The organism is Bradyrhizobium sp. ARR65 (assembly GCF_000472385.1).
Classification (GTDB): Bacteria; Pseudomonadota; Alphaproteobacteria; order Rhizobiales; family Xanthobacteraceae; genus Bradyrhizobium.
Window position 1 is genome coordinate 52,128 of sequence record NZ_AWZU01000018.1, and the last position, 17,697, is coordinate 69,824.

The following is a 17,697-nucleotide window of genomic DNA, read 5'->3' on the forward strand; positions in this document are numbered from 1 at the left end:
TGAACAAGGACTTAAGGGCATAACGGCAGGCGAGGCGAACATGAGGCGGGTTGTCATCACGGGGATGGGCATTGTCTCATCCATCGGAAACAACACCCAGGAAGTGCTTGCGAGCCTCTACGACGCGAAGTCGGGAATTACGCGGGCTGATAAGTATGCGGAACTTGGCTTCCGTTCGCAGGTGCAAGGTGCGCCGACGCTCGACCCTTCAGGCGTGATCGATCGCCGCGCCATGCGATTTTTGGGCCAGGGCGCCGCTTGGAATCACATCGCGATGGAGCAGGCGATCCAGGACTCGGGCCTGGAGCCGACCGAAATCTCAAACGAGCGCACCGGCATCATCATGGGTTCGGGCGGCCCCTCAGCACGCACCATCGTGGAGGCCGCCGACATCACTCGGAGCAAGGGACCGAAGAAGGTCGGGCCTTTTGCGGTGCCGAAGGCGATGTCGTCGACGGCGTCCGCGACGCTCGCCACTTGGTTCAAGATCAAGGGCGTCAACTACTCGATCTCTTCCGCTTGCGCGACCTCCAACCATTGCATCGGCAATGCGTACGAGACCATCCAGTGGGGCAAGCAGGACGTCATCTTCGCGGGCGGCTGCGAGGAGCTCGACTGGACCTTGTCCGTGCTGTTCGACGCGATGGGGGCGATGTCGTCGAAATACAACGATACGCCTGCCACGGCTTCGCGGCCCTACGACATCAACCGCGACGGCTTTGTGATCGCCGGCGGCGCCGGCGTCGTCGTGCTCGAGGAGCTCGAGCATGCGAAAGCGCGCGGCGCGCGCATCTATGCCGAGATCGTCGGCTACGGTGCCACGTCCGATGGCTATGACATGGTCGCGCCGTCGGGCGAGGGTGCCGAGCGCTGCATGAGACAGGCGCTCTCGACCGTGAAGACCAAGGTCGACTACATCAACCCCCACGCGACCTCGACGCCGGCGGGCGATCCGCCGGAGATCGATGCGATCCGCAAAGTGTTCGGCACCGGCGAGAAGTCTCCGCCGATCTCCGCGACCAAGGCGCTCACCGGGCATTCGCTGGGCGCCACCGGCGTGCAGGAGGCGATCTATTCGCTTCTGATGATGAACAACGGCTTCATCTGCGAAAGCGCCCACATCAGCGAACTCGATCCGGTCTTTGCCGACATGCCGATCGTGCGCAAGCGCATCGACAATGCCAAGCTCGGCACGGTGCTGTCGAACTCGTTCGGCTTCGGCGGCACCAACGCCACGCTGGTATTCAAGCGGCTGGATGCGTAAGGTTTCGTCATGCCCCGCAGGTCGGCTTTTGCCGACTTGCGCACTGGTTGTGCCGATCTCGGGTAAACCCGAGATCGGATGCAGGCGGGCATCCAGTACGCCGCGGCTTCTCGATTGATTCATTGACGCCTCTGGAATACTGGATCACCCGCATACGCGGGTGATGACAGGGGAACATGGAGCGGGCGTAGTATGCAGGAGCTGATGAAGGGCAAGCGCGGTCTGATCATGGGCATCGCCAATGATCATTCGATCGCTTGGGGCATTGCCAAGACGCTCGCGGGCGCCGGCGCGGAGCTCGCCTTCACCTATCAGGGCGAGGCGTTGGGCAAGCGGGTCCGCCCGCTGGCGGAGTCGCTCAACGTCGATCTTGTCCTGCCCTGCGAGGTCGAAAGCCTCGAGAGTGTCGATTCGGTTTTCCAATCCTTGCGCGACAAATGGGGTGGCCTCGATTTTCTGGTGCATGCCATCGCCTTCTCCGACAAGAACGAGCTGAAGGGCCGCTACGCCGATACCACGCGCGAGAATTTCTCGCGCACCATGCTGATCTCCTGCTTTTCCTTCACCGAGCTCGCCAAGCGTGCCGCAGACCTGATGCCGCCTTCTGGCGGCGCGATGATCACCTTGACGTTCGGCGGCTCGATGCGCGTGATGCCGAATTATAACGTGATGGGCGTGGCGAAAGCGGCGCTGGAAGCGTCGGTCCGCTATCTCGCCGCCGATTTCGGCGCGCGCGGCATCCGCGTCAATGCGATCTCCGCCGGTCCCGTGCGCACGCTCGCAGGTTCCGGCATTGGCGACGCGCGTACCATGTTCGCCTTCCAGCAAAAGCACTCGCCGCTCGGTCGCGGCGTCTCGCTCGACGAGCTTGGCGGCTCGGCGCTGTATCTGCTCTCGGAGCTATCCGGTGGCGTGACCGGCGAGATCCATTATGTCGATTCCGGTTACAACGTGATCTCGATGCCGCGCCCCGAGGATTTGAAGACGCAGTAAGGAGCGTTGTAGGGTGGGCAAAGCGCACTTGTTCGCCGTAGCTCGTGCCCACCGAAGCTCGTCATGCCCCGCGAATGCGGGGCATCCAAGTACGCCGCGGCTCTTCGAAATAGCTCGAGCGTCCCTGGAATACTGGATCATCTGCCTTCGGGGATGACGGCAGTTGTGCGTGGGCGCGAGCCAACCCGCACTATCCCGCCGCGATCTTCTCGGCGCGTTGGAACGCCGGGCGCGCGACGCAGCGTGCGAGATAGGCGTCGAATGACGGGCGCGAGGGCACCATCTTGAACAGCCGCACGGAAAAATTCAGCGCCGAGCCTATCACGATATCGGCAGCGGAAAAATTCTCGCCGAGAATCCACGGGCCTTTCTCGAGCGCGGCGTCGACCACATCGAATACGCGTTGTGCATCGCCCCATCCGGCCGCAACCGGGTTCATCTCGAGCTTGGTTGCGATCTGCACCATCGCGGGCTCGATGCAGCCGGGCGCGAAGAACAGCCATTGCAGATATTTGCCGCGCAAGGGGTCACCGAGCGGCGGCGCCAGCCTGGTGTCGGGATAGCGTTCGGCCACATAGGCGCAGATCGCAGCCGACTCCGCGACGGTGGCGTCGCCGTCTTTCAATGCCGGTACCTTGCCCATCGGATTGATCGCGAGATATTCGACCCTTTTCTGCGCGCCGGTGGAAATGTCCGTCAGCACGCGCTCGTAAGGCTTCCCGGTTTCCTCCATCAGCCAGAGCGCCGTGAACGAGCGCGAGCGCGGCGACCAGTAGAGCTGCATCATGTTGCATTTCCCTCCCTTTTCCAGCGATAGTGCTTCATCATAAACCCCGTCATCGGCTCAACAGCTTCCATTTCGAAGACAAATCCCTCGCGCTCATACCAGCGCCAGGCTTTTTCGTTTTCGCGCACGCAGCGCAGACAAATCTCGTCCGGCAATTGCGTTCGCGTGAAGGCGAGCAGTTGCCGCCCCAGGGAGCGCCGCTGATAGGCCGGCGCCACCATGAGCTGGTCGAGATAAAGCTTCGGCAGATGCAGCGCCAGCATGGCCGCGAGCGCGCCGTCGTCATCGGCGACGAACAGGCTCCAGCCGTTTTCGATCTCCTTGGGAACGCGTGCGCGCAAATTCGCGAGCAGAAAACCGCTTGCCTCGGCAAGCCCGGTGGAAACCCAGCTCTCCATCCAGACGCGGGCCACTTCGTCATACTCATCGGATCGCGCGGGGCGAATGACGGGCGTTGTCATGGATGAAGCATAGCTCACGCCGAAACACCTGTCCCGATTTCGCTCTGTTCGTCATCCCCCCGCGCATGCGGGAGATCCAGGACGCCGCGACCTATCCGTATGCGATTGCAGTCTTTGGGATACTGGATCGTCCGCCTTCGCGGACGATCCAGTACGTAAAGAGGCCAAGATAAAAAATAAAAAGGGCGACCGTTCGGCCGCCCTTTGGTTTTGCTATGTGACGAAAAGCCTTACTCGCCGGCGGCTTCGCGCGGCGGTGCGGCCTCGGCCTTTTGCTTGGCCTCTTCGGCCTTCTGCTTGGCTTCCAGATCCTCGCCGGTGGTCTGGTCGACCGCCTTCATCGACAGCCTGGTCTTGCCGCGATCATCGAAGCCGAGCAGCTTGACCTTGACCTTGTCGCCTTCCTTGACGACGTCGGTGGTCTTCTGCACGCGCTTGTCCGCGAGCTGGCTGATGTGAACGAGGCCGTCCTTGGAACCGAAGAAGTTCACGAACGCGCCGAACTCCATCACCTTGACGACCGTGCCGTCGTAGATCTGGCCGACCTCGGGCTCCGAAGTGATCGACTTGATCCACTTGATCGCGGCCTTCATCGCCTCGCCGTCGTTGGAAGCAACCTTCACGGTGCCGTCGTCCTCGATGTTGATCTTGGCGCCGGTCTTTTCCACGATTTCGCGGATCACCTTGCCGCCGGTCCCGATCACCTCGCGGATCTTGTCGGTCGGGATCTTGAAGGTCTCGATGCGCGGCGCGTATTCGCCGAGCTCGGCACGCGCGGCGGTGAGTGCCTTGGCCATTTCGCCGAGAATGTGCATGCGGCCCTCGCGGGCCTGGCCGAGCGCCACCCGCATGATCTCCTCGGTGATGCCCTCGATCTTGATGTCCATCTGCAGCGAGGTGACGCCAGTCTCGGTGCCTGCGACCTTGAAGTCCATGTCGCCGAGATGATCCTCGTCGCCGAGAATGTCCGATAGCACGGCGTAGCGGCTGTCCTCGAGGATCAGGCCCATCGCGATACCCGCGGTCGGCCGCTTCAACGGCACGCCGGCATCCATCAGCGCCAGCGACGAGCCGCAGACGGTCGCCATCGACGAGGAGCCGTTGGACTCGGTGATTTCCGAGACCACACGCACCGTGTAGGGAAACTCGTGATGCGGCGGCAGCACGGGATGAATCGCGCGCCAGGCAAGTTTGCCGTGGCCGATCTCGCGCCGCTTGGTGCCGCCGAGGCGCCCGGTCTCGCCGACCGAGAAGGGCGGGAAATTGTAGTGCAGCAGGAACGTTTCCTTGTACGTTCCCGACAGCGCGTCGACGAACTGCTCATCCTCGGCGGTGCCGAGCGTGGTCACCACCAGCGCCTGCGTCTCGCCACGGGTGAACAGCGCCGAGCCGTGGGCGCGCGGCAGCACGCCGACCTCGCAGGTGATGTTGCGCACGGTCTTGACGTCGCGGCCATCGATGCGGCGGCCGGTGTCGAGAATATTCCAGCGCACGATTTTGGCTTCGAGATTCTTGAAGACGTCGGCGACCCGCAGCTTGTCGTATTTCGGCTCCTGCCCTTCCGGGAAGAAGTGCGCCATCACCTTGTCCTTGGCGGCGGCAACGGCGGCGTAGCGTTCCTGCTTGATGGCGATCGCATAGGCCTGGCGCAGGTCCTGCTCGATCACACCGAGCATTTCTTTCTCCAGCGCGCTGTCGTCGAGGGGCTGGACCTCGCGCGGCTCCTTGGCGGCCTTCTCCGCAAGATCGATGATCGCATTGATCACCGGCTGGAAGTGGCGGTGGCCGAACATGACCGCGCCGAGCATGATGTCCTCGTTGAGCTCCTTCGCTTCCGATTCCACCATGAGTACGGCATCGGTGGTGCCGGCGACGACGAGATCGAGCTGGGTATCGGCCATTTCGTCGAGCGTCGGGTTCAGCACGTATTCGTCGTTGACGAAGCCGACGCGCGCCGCGCCGATCGGGCCCTTGAACGGCACGCCCGACAGCGTCAGCGCGGCGGAGGCCGCAACCATCGCCACCACGTCGGGATCGTTTTCCATGTCATGCGAGAGCGTAGTGACGATCACCTGGGTCTCGTTGCGCCAGCCATCGACGAACAGCGGGCGGATCGGACGATCGATCAAGCGGGAAACCAGCGTTTCCTTCTCGGTCGGCCGTCCCTCGCGCTTGAAATAGCCGCCAGGAATGCGCCCCGCAGCATAGGCCTTCTCCTGATAGTCGACGGTCAGGGGAAGGAAATCGACGCCCTCGCGCGGCGCCTTGGCGGCGACAACGGTGGCGAGCACCACGGTCTCGCCATAGCTCGCGACGACGGCACCGTCGGCCTGCCGGGCGATCTTTCCGGTTTCAAGCTTGAGGGGACGTCCTCCCCAGTCGATTTCGACGGAATGAATATTGAACATAGAGGTCTTCTTTCATCGGTTTACGAAAGAACGGCCGCCCCAAAACACAAAAACCATGCGCAAGATGGCGGGACGCTGACGGAGAAAGGCCAGCGTCCGGCGATCCTGCCATGGTTGTCATCTTTCGGATGGCGTCCATCCTTTCGGCTTCTCACGGGCACCTTGCCCGTTACGTCCAGCCGCCGAATTGCTGCTGGCCGCACCTCGAGCGCAACGGCTTCATCAAAACGCCATTCCGCTCGTCTTCTTCGGAGCATGCTCTTCCTGGAAAACCGGCAGCCACCTTGCTACGCGGCCTCCCGGTCCTTATCATGCTCATCACGTGAGAATGATCCCTTTGGAAAATCGTGACCACCCCGACCAAGTACGGGGTTGGCCTTTCCGGATCATGCTCCTGCGTACGATGATTCTTCCGAACGCCACGCGTGGCTCCCGAAAAATCATGCAAAAACGCGCGCAATCCTGCGCGCGTGCACTTCCAAACAAGCTCAACGACGAATGTTGTGCTTTTCAAGCAGCGCCTTGTAACGCGCCTCGTCGGTCTTCCTTAAGTAGTCGAGCAGCGAGCGGCGCGTGGAGACGAGCTTCAATAGGCCCCGGCGCGAATGATTGTCCTTCACGTGGGTCTTGAAATGTTCGGTCAGGTTGTTGATGCGCTCCGACAGGATCGCGACCTGGACCTCCGGCGAGCCTGTGTCGCCGGACTTGGTGGCACTTGCCTTGATGACTTCCGCTTTGCGTTCGGCGGTAATCGACATCGTCAAACTCTTTCGTTGCGACCGGAGCTGGCAGTCAGCCCGGTCAGGTTGAACACGCGCTTGGGGATGATTTCGCCATTGCCGACTTCGGCAAGCGCGAGAAGCCGGCCTGCCACCGTGACATAGACTGTGCCGCTACAACTGGGCGCATCCCGTCCGCGCAACAAAACGGCCTGGCCCCTGTGGAGCCTTGCCGCATCAGCCCGAGTGACGGCCAGTGCCGGGATGTCGTCCAGCGCGGTCTCAACGGGCAAAAGCGCGTCGGCGAGGCTTCCCTCGCCCGACGCGGCTCTATTGCATAAAGCCTCCAACTGTTCCAGCGGAATCATGTCGTTTTCGCCGAAAGGTCCGACCACGGTCCGCCGCAGGGCCGAGATATGGCCGAAACAGCCTAGAATCCGGCCGATATCGCGGGCCAGCGCCCGTACATAGGTTCCTTTGCCGCATTCGGCCTCGAACAGGGAATGGTCGCGATCGGGCTGGCCAAGGAGGGTTAATTGGTGAATCTCGACCGGCCGGGGCGCCAGCTCCACGACCTCGCCGTCGCGCGCAAGATCGTAGGCCCGCTCGCCTTGGACCTTGATCGCGGAATAGCGCGGCGGGATCTGTTCGATCAGGCCGGTGAATTGCGGCAGCAGCGCTTCAATGGCCTCCGGCGCCGGCCTGATATCGCTGGTCTTGACGACCTGGCCCTCGGTGTCGTCGGTGTCGCGTTCCTCGCCCCAGCGCACGGTGAAGCGATAGCGTTTGCGGCCGTCCATCACGAAAGGCACGGTCTTGGTCGCCTCACCGAGGGCGATCGGCAGGCCGCCTGAGGCCAGCGGATCGAGCGTGCCGGCATGACCTGCGCGCTTGGCCTGGAACAGGCGCTTCACCACCGCAACGGCCTGCGTCGACGTCATGCCGATCGGCTTGTCGAGCACGACCCAGCCATGGATGTCGCGCTTGTCGCGGCGCGGTTGGTTGTTCTGCTGCTGCTTCTTCGCGCGCGGATCATTGTGGCCGCGCGGCTCGGTGCTGCGCAGCTCGGCGAAAATATCTTTTTCATCGTGGCGCGAATCGGCCTCCATTTGGGAGCCGATTGCGCCCTTGGCGGGGGTCACGCTCATTGATCTTTGTCCGAATCGGGTGCGAGGTCTCTTTGCACCGCAGGCGTTCTCAATAATTTCTCGATCCGTTCCGCCTCGTCGAATCGATCGTCGACGCGAAAGCGGATATCGGGAGCAAATTTTAAGTTAACGCGCCGAGCGACTTCGCCGCGTAGGAATTTCTTGTTGCGATCGAGCGCCGCGAGCACAATGTCCGTGTCGCGTCCGCCGAGTGGCATGACATAAATGGTTGCAAGCTTCAGGTCCGGCGACATCCGGACCTCAGGCACCGTAATGATATGGCCCTCAAGGTCCGGATCGTGCGCGTGACCCTGCTGAAGAATATCGGCAACAGCGTGGCGCACGGCTTCGCCGACTCGCAGTTGGCGCTGCGAAGCACCGGACGTCGAGCTTCGCTTCTGGTGAGGACGGGGCATAGAAAATTGACCTTGTCATGCCCGGGCTTGACCCGGGCATCCATCAAATCATTTCAAGGGTCCGCCTGCGGCGGATGGATTGCCGGGTCAAGCCTGGCAATGACGAACGAGACCTTAAGCGCTTCGTAAGGCTTGGACTTACAGCGAGCGCTGGATGGTCTCCACGCGATAACATTCGATCACGTCGCCGACGCGCATGTCGTGATAGCTCTCGAACGCCATTCCGCATTCCTGGCCGGCCTGCACTTCCTTCACTTCATCCTTGAAGCGCTTCAGCGTCGACAGCTTGCCTTCGTGCACCACGACGTTGTCGCGGATCAGCCGGACGTTGGCGCCGCGCTCCACGGTACCGTCGGTGACCCGGCAGCCCGCCACCTTGCCGACCTTGGAGATGTTGAAGATCTCCAGGATCTGCGCATTGCCGAGCATGGTTTCGCGCAATGTGGGCGCAAGCAGGCCGCTCATGGCCTTTTTCACGTCATCCACAAGGTCGTAGATGATGTTGTAGTAGCGGATTTCGATGCCGTTCCGCTTCGCGGATGCCGCCGCTTCCTTGTTGGCGCGCACGTTGAAGCCGATGATCGCGGCATTGAAGCCTTCGGCCAGCGTCACGTCGGATTCGGAGATGCCGCCGACGCCCGCATGCAGGATGCGCGCGGCGACTTCGTCGGTGCCGAGCTTCTCCAGCGAACCGAGGATGGCTTCGAGCGAACCCTGCACGTCGGCCTTGACGACGAGCGGGAATTCCTTGCGGCCCGACGTCTTGAGCTGCGACATCATCTGCTCGAGCGAGCCGCGCATGCCGGAAATCGAAGCCGCCGCGTTCTCGCGCTTCTGGTGCGCGCGGTAGCTCGTGATCTGGCGGGCGCGGGCTTCATTCTCGACCACGGCCAGGCGATCGCCGGCTTCCGGCGGACCGTTGAAGCCGAGCACTTCGACCGGCACCGACGGACCTGCTTCCTGCACGGCCTCGCCCTGATCGGAGATCAGCGCGCGAACACGGCCCATCTCGGCGCCAGCCACGATGATGTCGCCGACGTGCAGCGTGCCGCGTTGAACCAGCACGGTTGCGACAGGACCGCGGCCGCGGTCGAGCTTCGCCTCGATCACGGTGCCTTCGGCCGGGCGATGCGAGTTGGTCTTCAGGTCAAGGATTTCAGCCTGCAGCACGATCATTTCGAGCAGCCGGTCGAGATTGGTCTTGTTCTTGGCGGACACCTCGACATCGACGACGTCGCCGCCGAGCGATTCCACCTGCACCTCGTGCTGCAGCAGTTCGGTCCGCACGCGGTCGGGCCTGGCCTCCGGCTTGTCGATCTTGTTGATGGCGACAATGATCGGAACCCTCGCCGCCTTGGCGTGGTTGATCGCTTCCACCGTCTGCGGCATCACGCCGTCGTCGGCGGCGACCACCAGCACCACGATATCGGTCACCTTGGCGCCGCGGGCGCGCATCGCGGTGAACGCGGCGTGGCCGGGCGTATCGATGAAGGTGATCTTCTTGCCGGTTTCGGGTGTCGTCACCTGATAGGCGCCGATATGCTGGGTGATGCCGCCGGCTTCGCCCGAGACCACGTTGGTCTGGCGCAGCGCATCGAGCAGTGAGGTCTTGCCGTGGTCGACGTGACCCATCACGGTCACCACCGGCGAACGCGGTTCGGTGTCGGTCGAATCGTCGACGACGTCGAACAGGCCTTCCTCGACGTCGGAGGCGGCCACGCGCTTCACGGTATGGCCCATCTCCTCCGCAATTAGCTGCGCGGTGTCGGCGTCGATCACGTCGGTGATCTTGTGCATCGCACCTTGCTTCATCAATAGGCGGATGACATCGACTGCGCGCTCCGACATGCGGTTGGCGAGTTCCTGGATGGTGATGGCCTCCGGAATCGTCACCTCACGAATCAGCTTCTCCTTCGGCTCGTTCGACGCGTGCCCCTTCAGGCGCTGGGTGCGACGGCGGAACGAGGCGATCGAGCGCTCGCGCACGTCGTCCGCATCGAGAGCAGTAACGACGGTCAAGCGCCCGCGCTGCTTCTGCGGCGAAGGCTTGTGCGTTGTTTTGGGTGCCGCCACCGGGCGCATGGCGCCCCCGGGGCCCCGACGGACTTGGCGCGGTCCCTCGTCCTCGTCGGCCTCGGCGGCGACGGCAGGGGCCGCACGGACAGGAGCAGGTCCGCGGGCGGCAGGTGACGCTGCGGGCGTCCGGGCGGCGGGGGCTCCCGCGGGCGTGCGGGCAGGTGCGGTCGCGCCTGCCGCGGTGCGGGCGGCGGCGGGCTGCGGGGCAGCGGCAGCAGGGGCCGGCGCGCGGGGAGCCTCTGCCTCGCCAAAACGCTTCTTGGCTTCGGTTTCCGCCTTGCGCTTGGCTTCCTCTTCCTGACGGTGACGTTCTTCCTCGGCCTTGCGGCGGGCCTCGGCGGCCTCGCGCTCGGCCTTCTCGGCGGCCTCGCGCGCGGCGCGCCGCTTGGCTTCCTCTTCGGCCTGGCGGCGCTCTTCGATCTCGCGAAGCTTTGCGTCGGCGAGCGCATGAGCCCGCGCGGCATGCTCGTCTTCGGTCAACGTGCGAAGCACGACCCCGGACGCATTGCGCGGCTGCTGCGGGCCCGCGCCGGCACGGCCACCCGGCATCGGAGCCCTCGGCGGCGGCGCCTTCGGAGCGGCCGGCTCGGGCGTGTGCGTGGCCTCGACCTGCGCGTCGCCGCCAATACGGCGCTTACCGCGCTTTTCGACCACGACCTGCTTGCTCCGGCCATGGGGGAAGCTCTGGCGCACGGTGCCCGTCTCGACGCGCGGCTTCAGCGTCAAGGTCTTGCTGGGCATACTCAGTTTCTTGTCGCCAGGCGTATTCTTATCGGCCATTCAGTCGTCCTAATCTCGTTACCTGGTGCGAATGACGCACCGTCCTTACCGCAAGTCGTCGCTATTTCGAATGCTAGTCCGAATTCTTGGTCCCGGTTCCGGCAGTCTTGTCCGCGTCGGCCATCCGGTATCGGACCAAGGTCTGGCTGCGCGACAGGAATGTCTTGCTCGCCGGGCCCGCGAGCACGGCAGCATGTATCACATTTGACCGGGTGAGTGCCAAATCCAATTCTGCCGAAGTTAAGGCGGTGATGATCGGAAACCCTTCCGGCTCGGTATTATTCCCGGCATTTTGCCTCAGAAGCGCGTCCAGCTTGCGGATTCCGTCGGGCGCGCCGTCCATGGCATGGATCAGCGCCTGGATCGTGTTCCTGATGCGGCGGTCCCTCAGCGCGCTTTCGACCTTGGCGAAACCGCAGACGACCTGGCCAGCCTTGGCAGCGATCGCAAGCGCCTCGATGGCACTGCGGACAAGTAGGGCGTCGGTTTCGTCGGCAAGCGCCGGCGAGACGCGAACGTCCCGCTTGAACCCCCGCCTAAATTGGTGACGGCGAACCGCTTCCGCAACCGCCCGGCGCGACGCGCTGACCCACAGGCCGCGGCCGGGAAGCTTGCGTTTCACGTCCGCGACCACCTCGCCGGTGGGCGCGACGACAAAGCGGATCAGCTCGTCGATGGGGCGCGCCTCGCGGCTGACCGCGCACATGCGCATGGTCGCGGACTTCTCAGTCCGCGGTCCAAAGTCGAGCTCCGGGTCGGTTGATGCGAGCATGCGCGGGCCATCTCGTTGAAGCCTTACGCCGTCGCAGCGTCGGCGGCTTCGGGTGCCGCGTTCTGCTTGGCGAGATCGGCCTCGGTAATCCACCCCGCTTTGACGCGGGCCTGCATGATGAGCTGTTCCGCATCGTCGCGAGAAATTTCGATGCCGTCGAGCGCACCGGCATGCTTGGCCTGTTCGCCGCCGTCCTTGCGCTCGATCCAGCCGACCAGATCGTCGGTAGCGCAGCCGGCCAGATCCTCGACCGTCTTGATGTCGTTCTCGCCGAACTTCACCAGCATTTTCGAGGTCACACCGGGCACGCTCTTGAGCGCGTCCTCGACCCCCAGTTCCTTGCGCTTGGTTTCGAGCTCGGCTTCCTGCTGCTCGAGATATTCCTTGGCGCGGTTTTGCAGCTCGGTTGCGGTCTCCTCGTCGAAGCCCTCGATGCCGGCGAGTTCCTTGACATCGACCAGCGCCAGTTCCTCGACCGAAGTGAAGCCTTCCGAAGCCAGGAGCTGGCCGACCACTTCATCGACATTGAGCGACTCCATGAATACGCGCGTGGAGTTCTCGAAATCGGCCTGGCGGCGCTCCGATTCCTCCTGCTCGGTCAGAATGTCGATGTCCCAGCCGGTGAGCTGAGAGGCGAGCCGCACGTTCTGGCCGCGCCGGCCGATCGCGAGCGACAACTGGTTGTTCGTATCGGGAACCACGACCTCGATCCGCTCGCGGTCCTCGTCGATAACGACCTTGGCGACCTCGGCGGGCGCCAGGGCATTGACCACGAAAGTCGCGATGTCGGGCGACCAGGGGATGATGTCGATCTTCTCGCCCTGCAGCTCGTTGACCACGGCCTGCACGCGCGAACCGCGCATACCGACGCAGGCGCCGACGGGATCGACCGAGGAATCGCGCGAGATCACGCCGATCTTGGCGCGCGAGCCGGGGTCGCGGGCCACCGCCTTGATCTCGACGATGCCGTCGTAGATCTCTGGCACTTCCTGCGCGAACAGCTTTGCCATGAACTGCGGATGGGTGCGCGACAGGAAGATCTGCGGACCGCGGGTCTCGCGCCGCACGTCGAAAATATAGGCGCGGACGCGGTCGCCGTTGCGGAACACCTCGCGCGGCAGCATTTCATCGCGCCGGATGATGCCTTCACCGCGGCCGAGATCGACGATCACGCTGCCATATTCGACGCGCTTGACGATGCCGTTGACGATGTCGCCGATGCGGTCCTTGAATTCCTGGTACTGGCGGTCGCGCTCGGCCTCACGCACCTTCTGCACGATGACCTGCTTGGCCGATTGCGCGGCGATGCGGCCATATTCGAGCGGCGGGAGCGTGTCGGCGATGGTGTCGCCGATCTGCGCGCCCGGATTGGCGCGGCGGGCGTCTTCCAGCGAAATCTGGTTGGCCGAGTTCTCGACCTTATCGACCACCAGCATATGACGCGACAGGCGGAGCTCGCCCTTCTTCGGATCGATCTCGGCGTGCACGTCGGTCTCGCTGCCGTAGCGGGCGCGGGCGGCCTTGGCGATGGCATCTTCCATCGCGGAAATCACGATGCCGCGGTCGATCGACTTCTCGCGCGCCACCGCGTCGGCGATCTGCAGCAGTTCAAGTCGGTTGGCACTGACTGCCATGGTTCAATCTCCTCTCTCAGGATCGGTCTCGCCTCTGCGCGCCCTCTCGGCCGCGAGGCGGTGTTGCTTGGTGGCCTTTGGCGCCGGCTTCTTCCGTTTCGGCGCGGTCTTATCGGCCTGTTTCTTGGCGTATGCGGGCATCGGAGGCTCGAGCCCGAGATTACGTTTCAGCTCGCGTTCGGCCGCCTTGCCGCGCCGCATCGATTCGGCGATCAGCTCATCGGTGAGCACCAGCCGGGCGTCGGCGATGTCTTCCATTCTCAGGAGCACATCGGCATCTTCGCCGGCTGGCGTGTCATCCCGATGCAGCCGCACGCAATCGCCTTGGACGGCGTCGATTGTGCCGCGGAACCGCTTGCGGCCCTCGTGCGCAACTGCCATCTCGATTTTCACGAGATGGGTACGGAAGCGTTCGAAATCGGAGCGGCGTACCAGCGGCCTATCGATTCCCGGCGAGGAAATCTCCAACCGGTAGGCGCGATCGATGGGGTCGGCGACGTCGAGCACCGGCGACAGCGCCCGCGACACCGCCTCGCAATCCTCGATCTGCATCGAACCGTCGGGCCGTTCCGCCATGATCTGGACCGTGCAGCCGGCCTCACCAGTGACCCTGATGCGCACCAGTCGATAGCCCATGCCCTGCAGCACCGGGCCGGCAATCGCCGCGACTCGTGCCGCCACGCCGGATTCGACGACCAGGCGCGGTTCGGCCAGGAGGTCGGCATCCTCTCGAGCGGCGGTCAGATCGATCATATCCAGCGTCAAAACGAGTTAGCTTGCATTGGTTGGCCGGACTTTGCGCTTGCCCGAAGTCCGGACCGGCAGCGCTTACCTCGAAGCTCGGCCGACATCCGTATCGGCGCCGGGCGGCTTCAGGTAATAAAAAAGAGCGGGTTCCCGGGGGAGCCCACCCTCAATACGCTGTCCGTATGTGAGTACTCTAAGTTGAACCTGATATAGCGATATTTCGGGCGTTCGACAAGGGTCGGCGGGCGGGCGTGGCGCCGAATTTGCAGTGCTGACGGGATGCTTCCGGCCTAACCCTTCCTTCACCAACGAAACCTAAGTTGTCGGCAAAGCCCGCCCCGCGCAACGGGACGGAGGTAGCTTGCGTTGCGTGGGATCCGGATGCGTTCCGAGCAGGTTTGATGTTAGCCGCTGCGTCGCTGATTCCGGGACTCGATGACATCGTCAGGCATGGCAATCCTGAGCGGCGCGCCGAGGTTGCGCGCCGGATCGCCGAGCTGTTCTTTCGGGACGCCGCCCGGCTGCGTCCGAGCCACGTCGACCTATTCGACGACATCCTGATCGACCTCGTTCCCTATGTGGAAACGATCATGCGCGCCGAGCTCTCCGAGCGCTTCTCGCTGCTGGGCAATGCGCCGCGCAGCCTTGTCGGCCAGTTTGCGCGGGAGAACGAAATCCTGGTGGCGGGACCGGTGTTGCGCCGCTCGCCCGTGCTCGACGAGGAGATCCTGCTCGAAGTCGCACGGTTGAAAGGCCAGGGCCATTTGTTGGCCATGGCGGAGCGCCATACGCTCTCGGCCGACCTGACCGACGTCATGGTGCGTCGGGGCGATCGCGAGGTGGTGCGCCGTACCGCGGGCAATGCCGGCGCGGTGTTTTCCGAGAACGGCTTTCTCGAGCTGACCAAGCGGGCCGCGCGCGATGCCGTGCTGACGTTGACGGTCGGCCAGCGCGACGATCTGCCGGAGCAGCGCCTGAAGGAGTTGCTGGCGGGGTCGCTGGACGTGATCCGCCGTCGCCTGTTCGACGTCGTCAAGCCCGACAGGCAGATTGCGATCAGGCAGGTGCTGAGCGAGATCCTCGGCCGCCCGGAGCAGCTCGAGAAGGCCACACGCGATTTCGTCCCGGCCCATCGCACCATCCTGGCGCTGCACGAGGCCGGCCAGCTCAATGAAGCGGCACTGCTCGGCTTTGCCAAGCAATACGCTTACGAAGAGTCGGTCGCTGCGCTCGCCGCAATGTCGGGCGTGAGCATCCCGACCCTGGACCGGCTGATCTCGGGCGACCGCCACGACCCGATCCTGATCATCGGCAAAACTGTCGGATTGCAATGGGCGACGGTGCGCGCGCTGATTCTGCTGCGGCTCGGCCCGAATCGAATCCCGGCGCCGGCGGATATCGAGGCCGCGCGGGTCAATTTCGCGCGCCTGATGCCGTCGACCGCGGACCGTGTCGTGAGTTTCTGGAAGATGCAGCAGGCGGTGTGAGGTGGGCCGTCATTCCGGGGCGATGCGACAGCATCAAACCCGGAATCTCGAGGTTCCGGGTTCGCCTCTTCGAGGCGCTCCGGAACGACGGTGTTGACTCCTAGTCCTTCCTTCGAAACCGCAAGTAAGTCGCCTTGCGTCCCTCGCGTTCGGCCTTGCGGCCGTAACGTGTCATGGTGAATCCTGCCCATGGCAAGCGCCAGTCATCTGCGCGCTCGGCCAACCATTCGAAGTCGGGCGAACGCAACAGATGTGACAGCGTCCAGGCGGCGTAATCGTCGATGTCGCTGACGAAACGAAATTCGCCGCCCGTCTTTAGGACACGTGCCATCGCTGCCACCGTTGCATCCTGGACGAAACGCCGCTTCCAGTGTCGCCGCTTCGGCCAGGGATCGGGATGAATGAGGTCGATGCGCGACAGCGAGCGCGACGGCAGCCAAGCCAAGAGCTCGGCCGCATCGCCGGCGAACAAACGGATATTGCGGACGTTGGTGGCTTCGATCTGGGCCAGGATCTTGGCCATGCCGTTGACGTAAGGCTCGCAGCCGATGAATCCGAAGCTCGGAAATTCTTGGGCCTCGGCGACCAGATGCTCACCGCCGCCGAAGCCGATCTCGAGCCGGACCTGATCGGTCCGCGGATCAAACAAGCTGGCGACATCGCCAGGCGCCGCCTCTGCGATGTCGATCGCAAGGTGAGGCAAGAGATGTTCGATCAGCTCGGTCTGATGGGCGCGGAGCTTGTGTCCTTTGCGGCGGCCGAAAAACGAGCCCGACTGCCGCGCGCCTTCCCGCTGCGGGAAATCGCGTTCCGCCGCGCTCATCGCAGCGTCTGGAACAGGCGGTGCAACAGCCGCGCCCGCGGTTCGATCGAGGAGATGTAAAGCTGTTCGTAATGGGTGTGCGCGCCCTTGCCGTCAACGCCGAGCCCGTCAAGCGTCGCGGTATGCGCGGCCGTGAAATTGCCGTCGGAGCCTCCGCCAGTGACGGTGTCGACAAGCTCGAAGCCGATTTCGGCAGCGAGCTGCTTGGCATGCTCGAACAACGCCGCGCCCGCATTGCTTTTCTCATAAGGCGGCCGGTTCAAGTCGCCGGTGACTGTGACGCTGACGCCTTCGCTGCGTGATTTCAGATTGAGGATCTTCGCCACGAGATCGTCGGCGCCGGCCATGGTTGGCACGCGCAGATCGACCTCGGCATAGGCGTCTTCCGCCACCACGTTCGGGCGTGTGCCGCCGCGTACGACACCGACATTGACGGTGATGCCGCGCTGCAGATCGTTCATCGACTCCAGCATCGCAATGACATTGGCTAGTTCACGGATGGCGCTGCGGCCGTCCTCCGGGCGCGCGCCGGCATGCGCGGGCACGCCCTTGATGAAGATTTCGAAGCGTCCGACGCCCTTGCGAGCTGTGACGATCTTGCCGCCGTCGCGCGCAGGCTCCGTCACCAGCACGTATTTGGCTCTTTCTCCCTCGGTCTCGATCAGCCGCCGTGAAGTCGGGCTGCCGATTTCCTCGTCGGAGACGAAGAGTTGGGTAATACCGAGGCCGGAATGTTCACCGCTCAAGCAAAGCTGCCGGAAGGCATGATAGGCGAGATAGGCGCCGCCTTTCATGTCGTAGATGCCGGGCCCGAACGCGCTGTCCCCCTCTATTCGAAACGGGAGGCGCTTGATGAAGCCGATGGGATGAACGGTGTCGAGATGGCTCAGCACCAGAATGCCTGGCGCGTCCTGCCCCCAGGACGATCGCGCCACCAGATGATCGCCACAGCCGTTCTGCCCCGGAATGCGTTCGACCTGTGCGGGCAGGTCGCGATAGCCTTCCGCCACCAGCATCGCCAGCCGGTTGACCTCTGCGGGCGCGTCGGTCGGCGTCTCGATTTCCACCCAGCGTCGGATGCCGTCAAGGATGGTCAAGGCGTCGAAGGGATTGGATATTTCGAGCATCATGCGGCCCTGTGAGGAGGATCAAGCCTCCACGACATAGGCCAGATTTCACGCT

At 63.7% G+C, this 17,697-nt stretch carries 15 protein-coding genes; 3 read left to right on the forward strand and 12 right to left on the reverse strand.

Annotated features, from left to right (window positions below; all coding sequences use genetic code 11):
- Positions 1 to 40 precede the first annotated feature (40 nt).
- A complete protein-coding gene (gene fabB, locus F758_RS0120265; protein ID WP_024509586.1) occupies positions 41 to 1,264 on the forward strand; it encodes a beta-ketoacyl-ACP synthase I in 1,224 nt (407 codons plus the stop codon).
- 192 nt (positions 1,265 to 1,456) lie between these two features.
- A complete protein-coding gene (gene fabI / locus F758_RS0120270; RefSeq protein WP_024509587.1) occupies positions 1,457 to 2,257 on the forward strand; it encodes an enoyl-ACP reductase FabI in 801 nt (266 codons plus the stop codon).
- A 190-nt stretch (positions 2,258 to 2,447) separates the two neighbouring features.
- On the opposite strand, the gene F758_RS0120275 is transcribed toward fabI, so the two are convergent.
- The 10 genes from F758_RS0120275 to rimP form a co-directional block, all read right to left on the reverse strand.
- Entirely contained in the window at positions 2,448 to 3,044 is a 597-nt protein-coding gene (locus F758_RS0120275) for a glutathione S-transferase family protein (protein ID WP_024509588.1), read from the reverse strand.
- Positions 3,041 to 3,505 carry a GNAT family N-acetyltransferase gene (locus tag F758_RS0120280; RefSeq protein ID WP_024509589.1) on the reverse strand — a complete coding sequence of 155 codons (465 nt, stop codon included), beginning with the start codon at positions 3,503 to 3,505 and terminating at the stop codon, positions 3,041 to 3,043. Before F758_RS0120280 ends, F758_RS0120275 begins: the two co-directional genes overlap by 4 nt.
- A gap of 230 nt (positions 3,506 to 3,735) precedes the next feature.
- Complete coding sequence (gene pnp, locus F758_RS0120285) at positions 3,736 to 5,913, reverse strand: polyribonucleotide nucleotidyltransferase (protein WP_024509590.1); 2,178 nt, start codon at positions 5,911 to 5,913, stop codon at positions 3,736 to 3,738.
- Positions 5,914 to 6,401: 488 nt separating this feature from the next.
- Positions 6,402 to 6,671 carry a 30S ribosomal protein S15 gene (rpsO, locus tag F758_RS0120290; protein ID WP_024509591.1) on the reverse strand — a complete coding sequence of 90 codons (270 nt, stop codon included), beginning with the start codon at positions 6,669 to 6,671 and terminating at the stop codon, positions 6,402 to 6,404.
- Between the two features lie 2 nt (positions 6,672 to 6,673).
- Positions 6,674 to 7,780 (reverse strand): tRNA pseudouridine(55) synthase TruB, encoded by a 1,107-nt coding sequence (truB, locus tag F758_RS0120295; RefSeq protein WP_024509592.1) that lies wholly within the window; start codon positions 7,778 to 7,780, stop codon positions 6,674 to 6,676.
- Entirely contained in the window at positions 7,777 to 8,196 is a 420-nt protein-coding gene (gene rbfA, locus F758_RS47120) for a 30S ribosome-binding factor RbfA (protein WP_024509593.1), read from the reverse strand. Before rbfA ends, truB begins: the two co-directional genes overlap by 4 nt.
- Before the next feature lie 138 nt (positions 8,197 to 8,334).
- Positions 8,335 to 11,052 (reverse strand): translation initiation factor IF-2, encoded by a 2,718-nt coding sequence (infB, locus tag F758_RS0120305; protein WP_024509594.1) that lies wholly within the window; start codon positions 11,050 to 11,052, stop codon positions 8,335 to 8,337.
- A 73-nt stretch (positions 11,053 to 11,125) separates the two neighbouring features.
- Positions 11,126 to 11,824, reverse strand: coding sequence for an RNA-binding protein (locus F758_RS0120310; RefSeq protein WP_024509595.1), 699 nt, complete (start codon positions 11,822 to 11,824; stop codon positions 11,126 to 11,128).
- A 23-nt stretch (positions 11,825 to 11,847) separates the two neighbouring features.
- Complete coding sequence (nusA, locus tag F758_RS0120315) at positions 11,848 to 13,458, reverse strand: transcription termination factor NusA (RefSeq protein ID WP_024509596.1); 1,611 nt, start codon at positions 13,456 to 13,458, stop codon at positions 11,848 to 11,850.
- A 3-nt stretch (positions 13,459 to 13,461) separates the two neighbouring features.
- Positions 13,462 to 14,211 (reverse strand): ribosome maturation factor RimP, encoded by a 750-nt coding sequence (gene rimP / locus F758_RS0120320; RefSeq protein WP_024509597.1) that lies wholly within the window; start codon positions 14,209 to 14,211, stop codon positions 13,462 to 13,464.
- A gap of 395 nt (positions 14,212 to 14,606) precedes the next feature.
- Between rimP and F758_RS0120325 the strand changes: the two genes are divergently transcribed.
- Positions 14,607 to 15,692, forward strand: a complete 1,086-nt coding sequence (locus F758_RS0120325; protein WP_024509598.1) for a DUF2336 domain-containing protein — start codon at positions 14,607 to 14,609, stop codon at positions 15,690 to 15,692.
- A gap of 100 nt (positions 15,693 to 15,792) precedes the next feature.
- On the opposite strand, the gene trmB is transcribed toward F758_RS0120325, so the two are convergent.
- Both trmB and F758_RS0120335 read right to left on the reverse strand, forming a co-directional pair.
- A complete protein-coding gene (trmB, locus tag F758_RS0120330) occupies positions 15,793 to 16,515 on the reverse strand; it encodes a tRNA (guanosine(46)-N7)-methyltransferase TrmB (protein WP_024509599.1) in 723 nt (240 codons plus the stop codon).
- Positions 16,512 to 17,642 (reverse strand): M20 family metallopeptidase, encoded by a 1,131-nt coding sequence (locus F758_RS0120335; RefSeq protein WP_024509600.1) that lies wholly within the window; start codon positions 17,640 to 17,642, stop codon positions 16,512 to 16,514. The genes trmB and F758_RS0120335 overlap by 4 nt, the downstream gene beginning before the upstream one ends.
- Positions 17,643 to 17,697 lie beyond the last annotated feature (55 nt).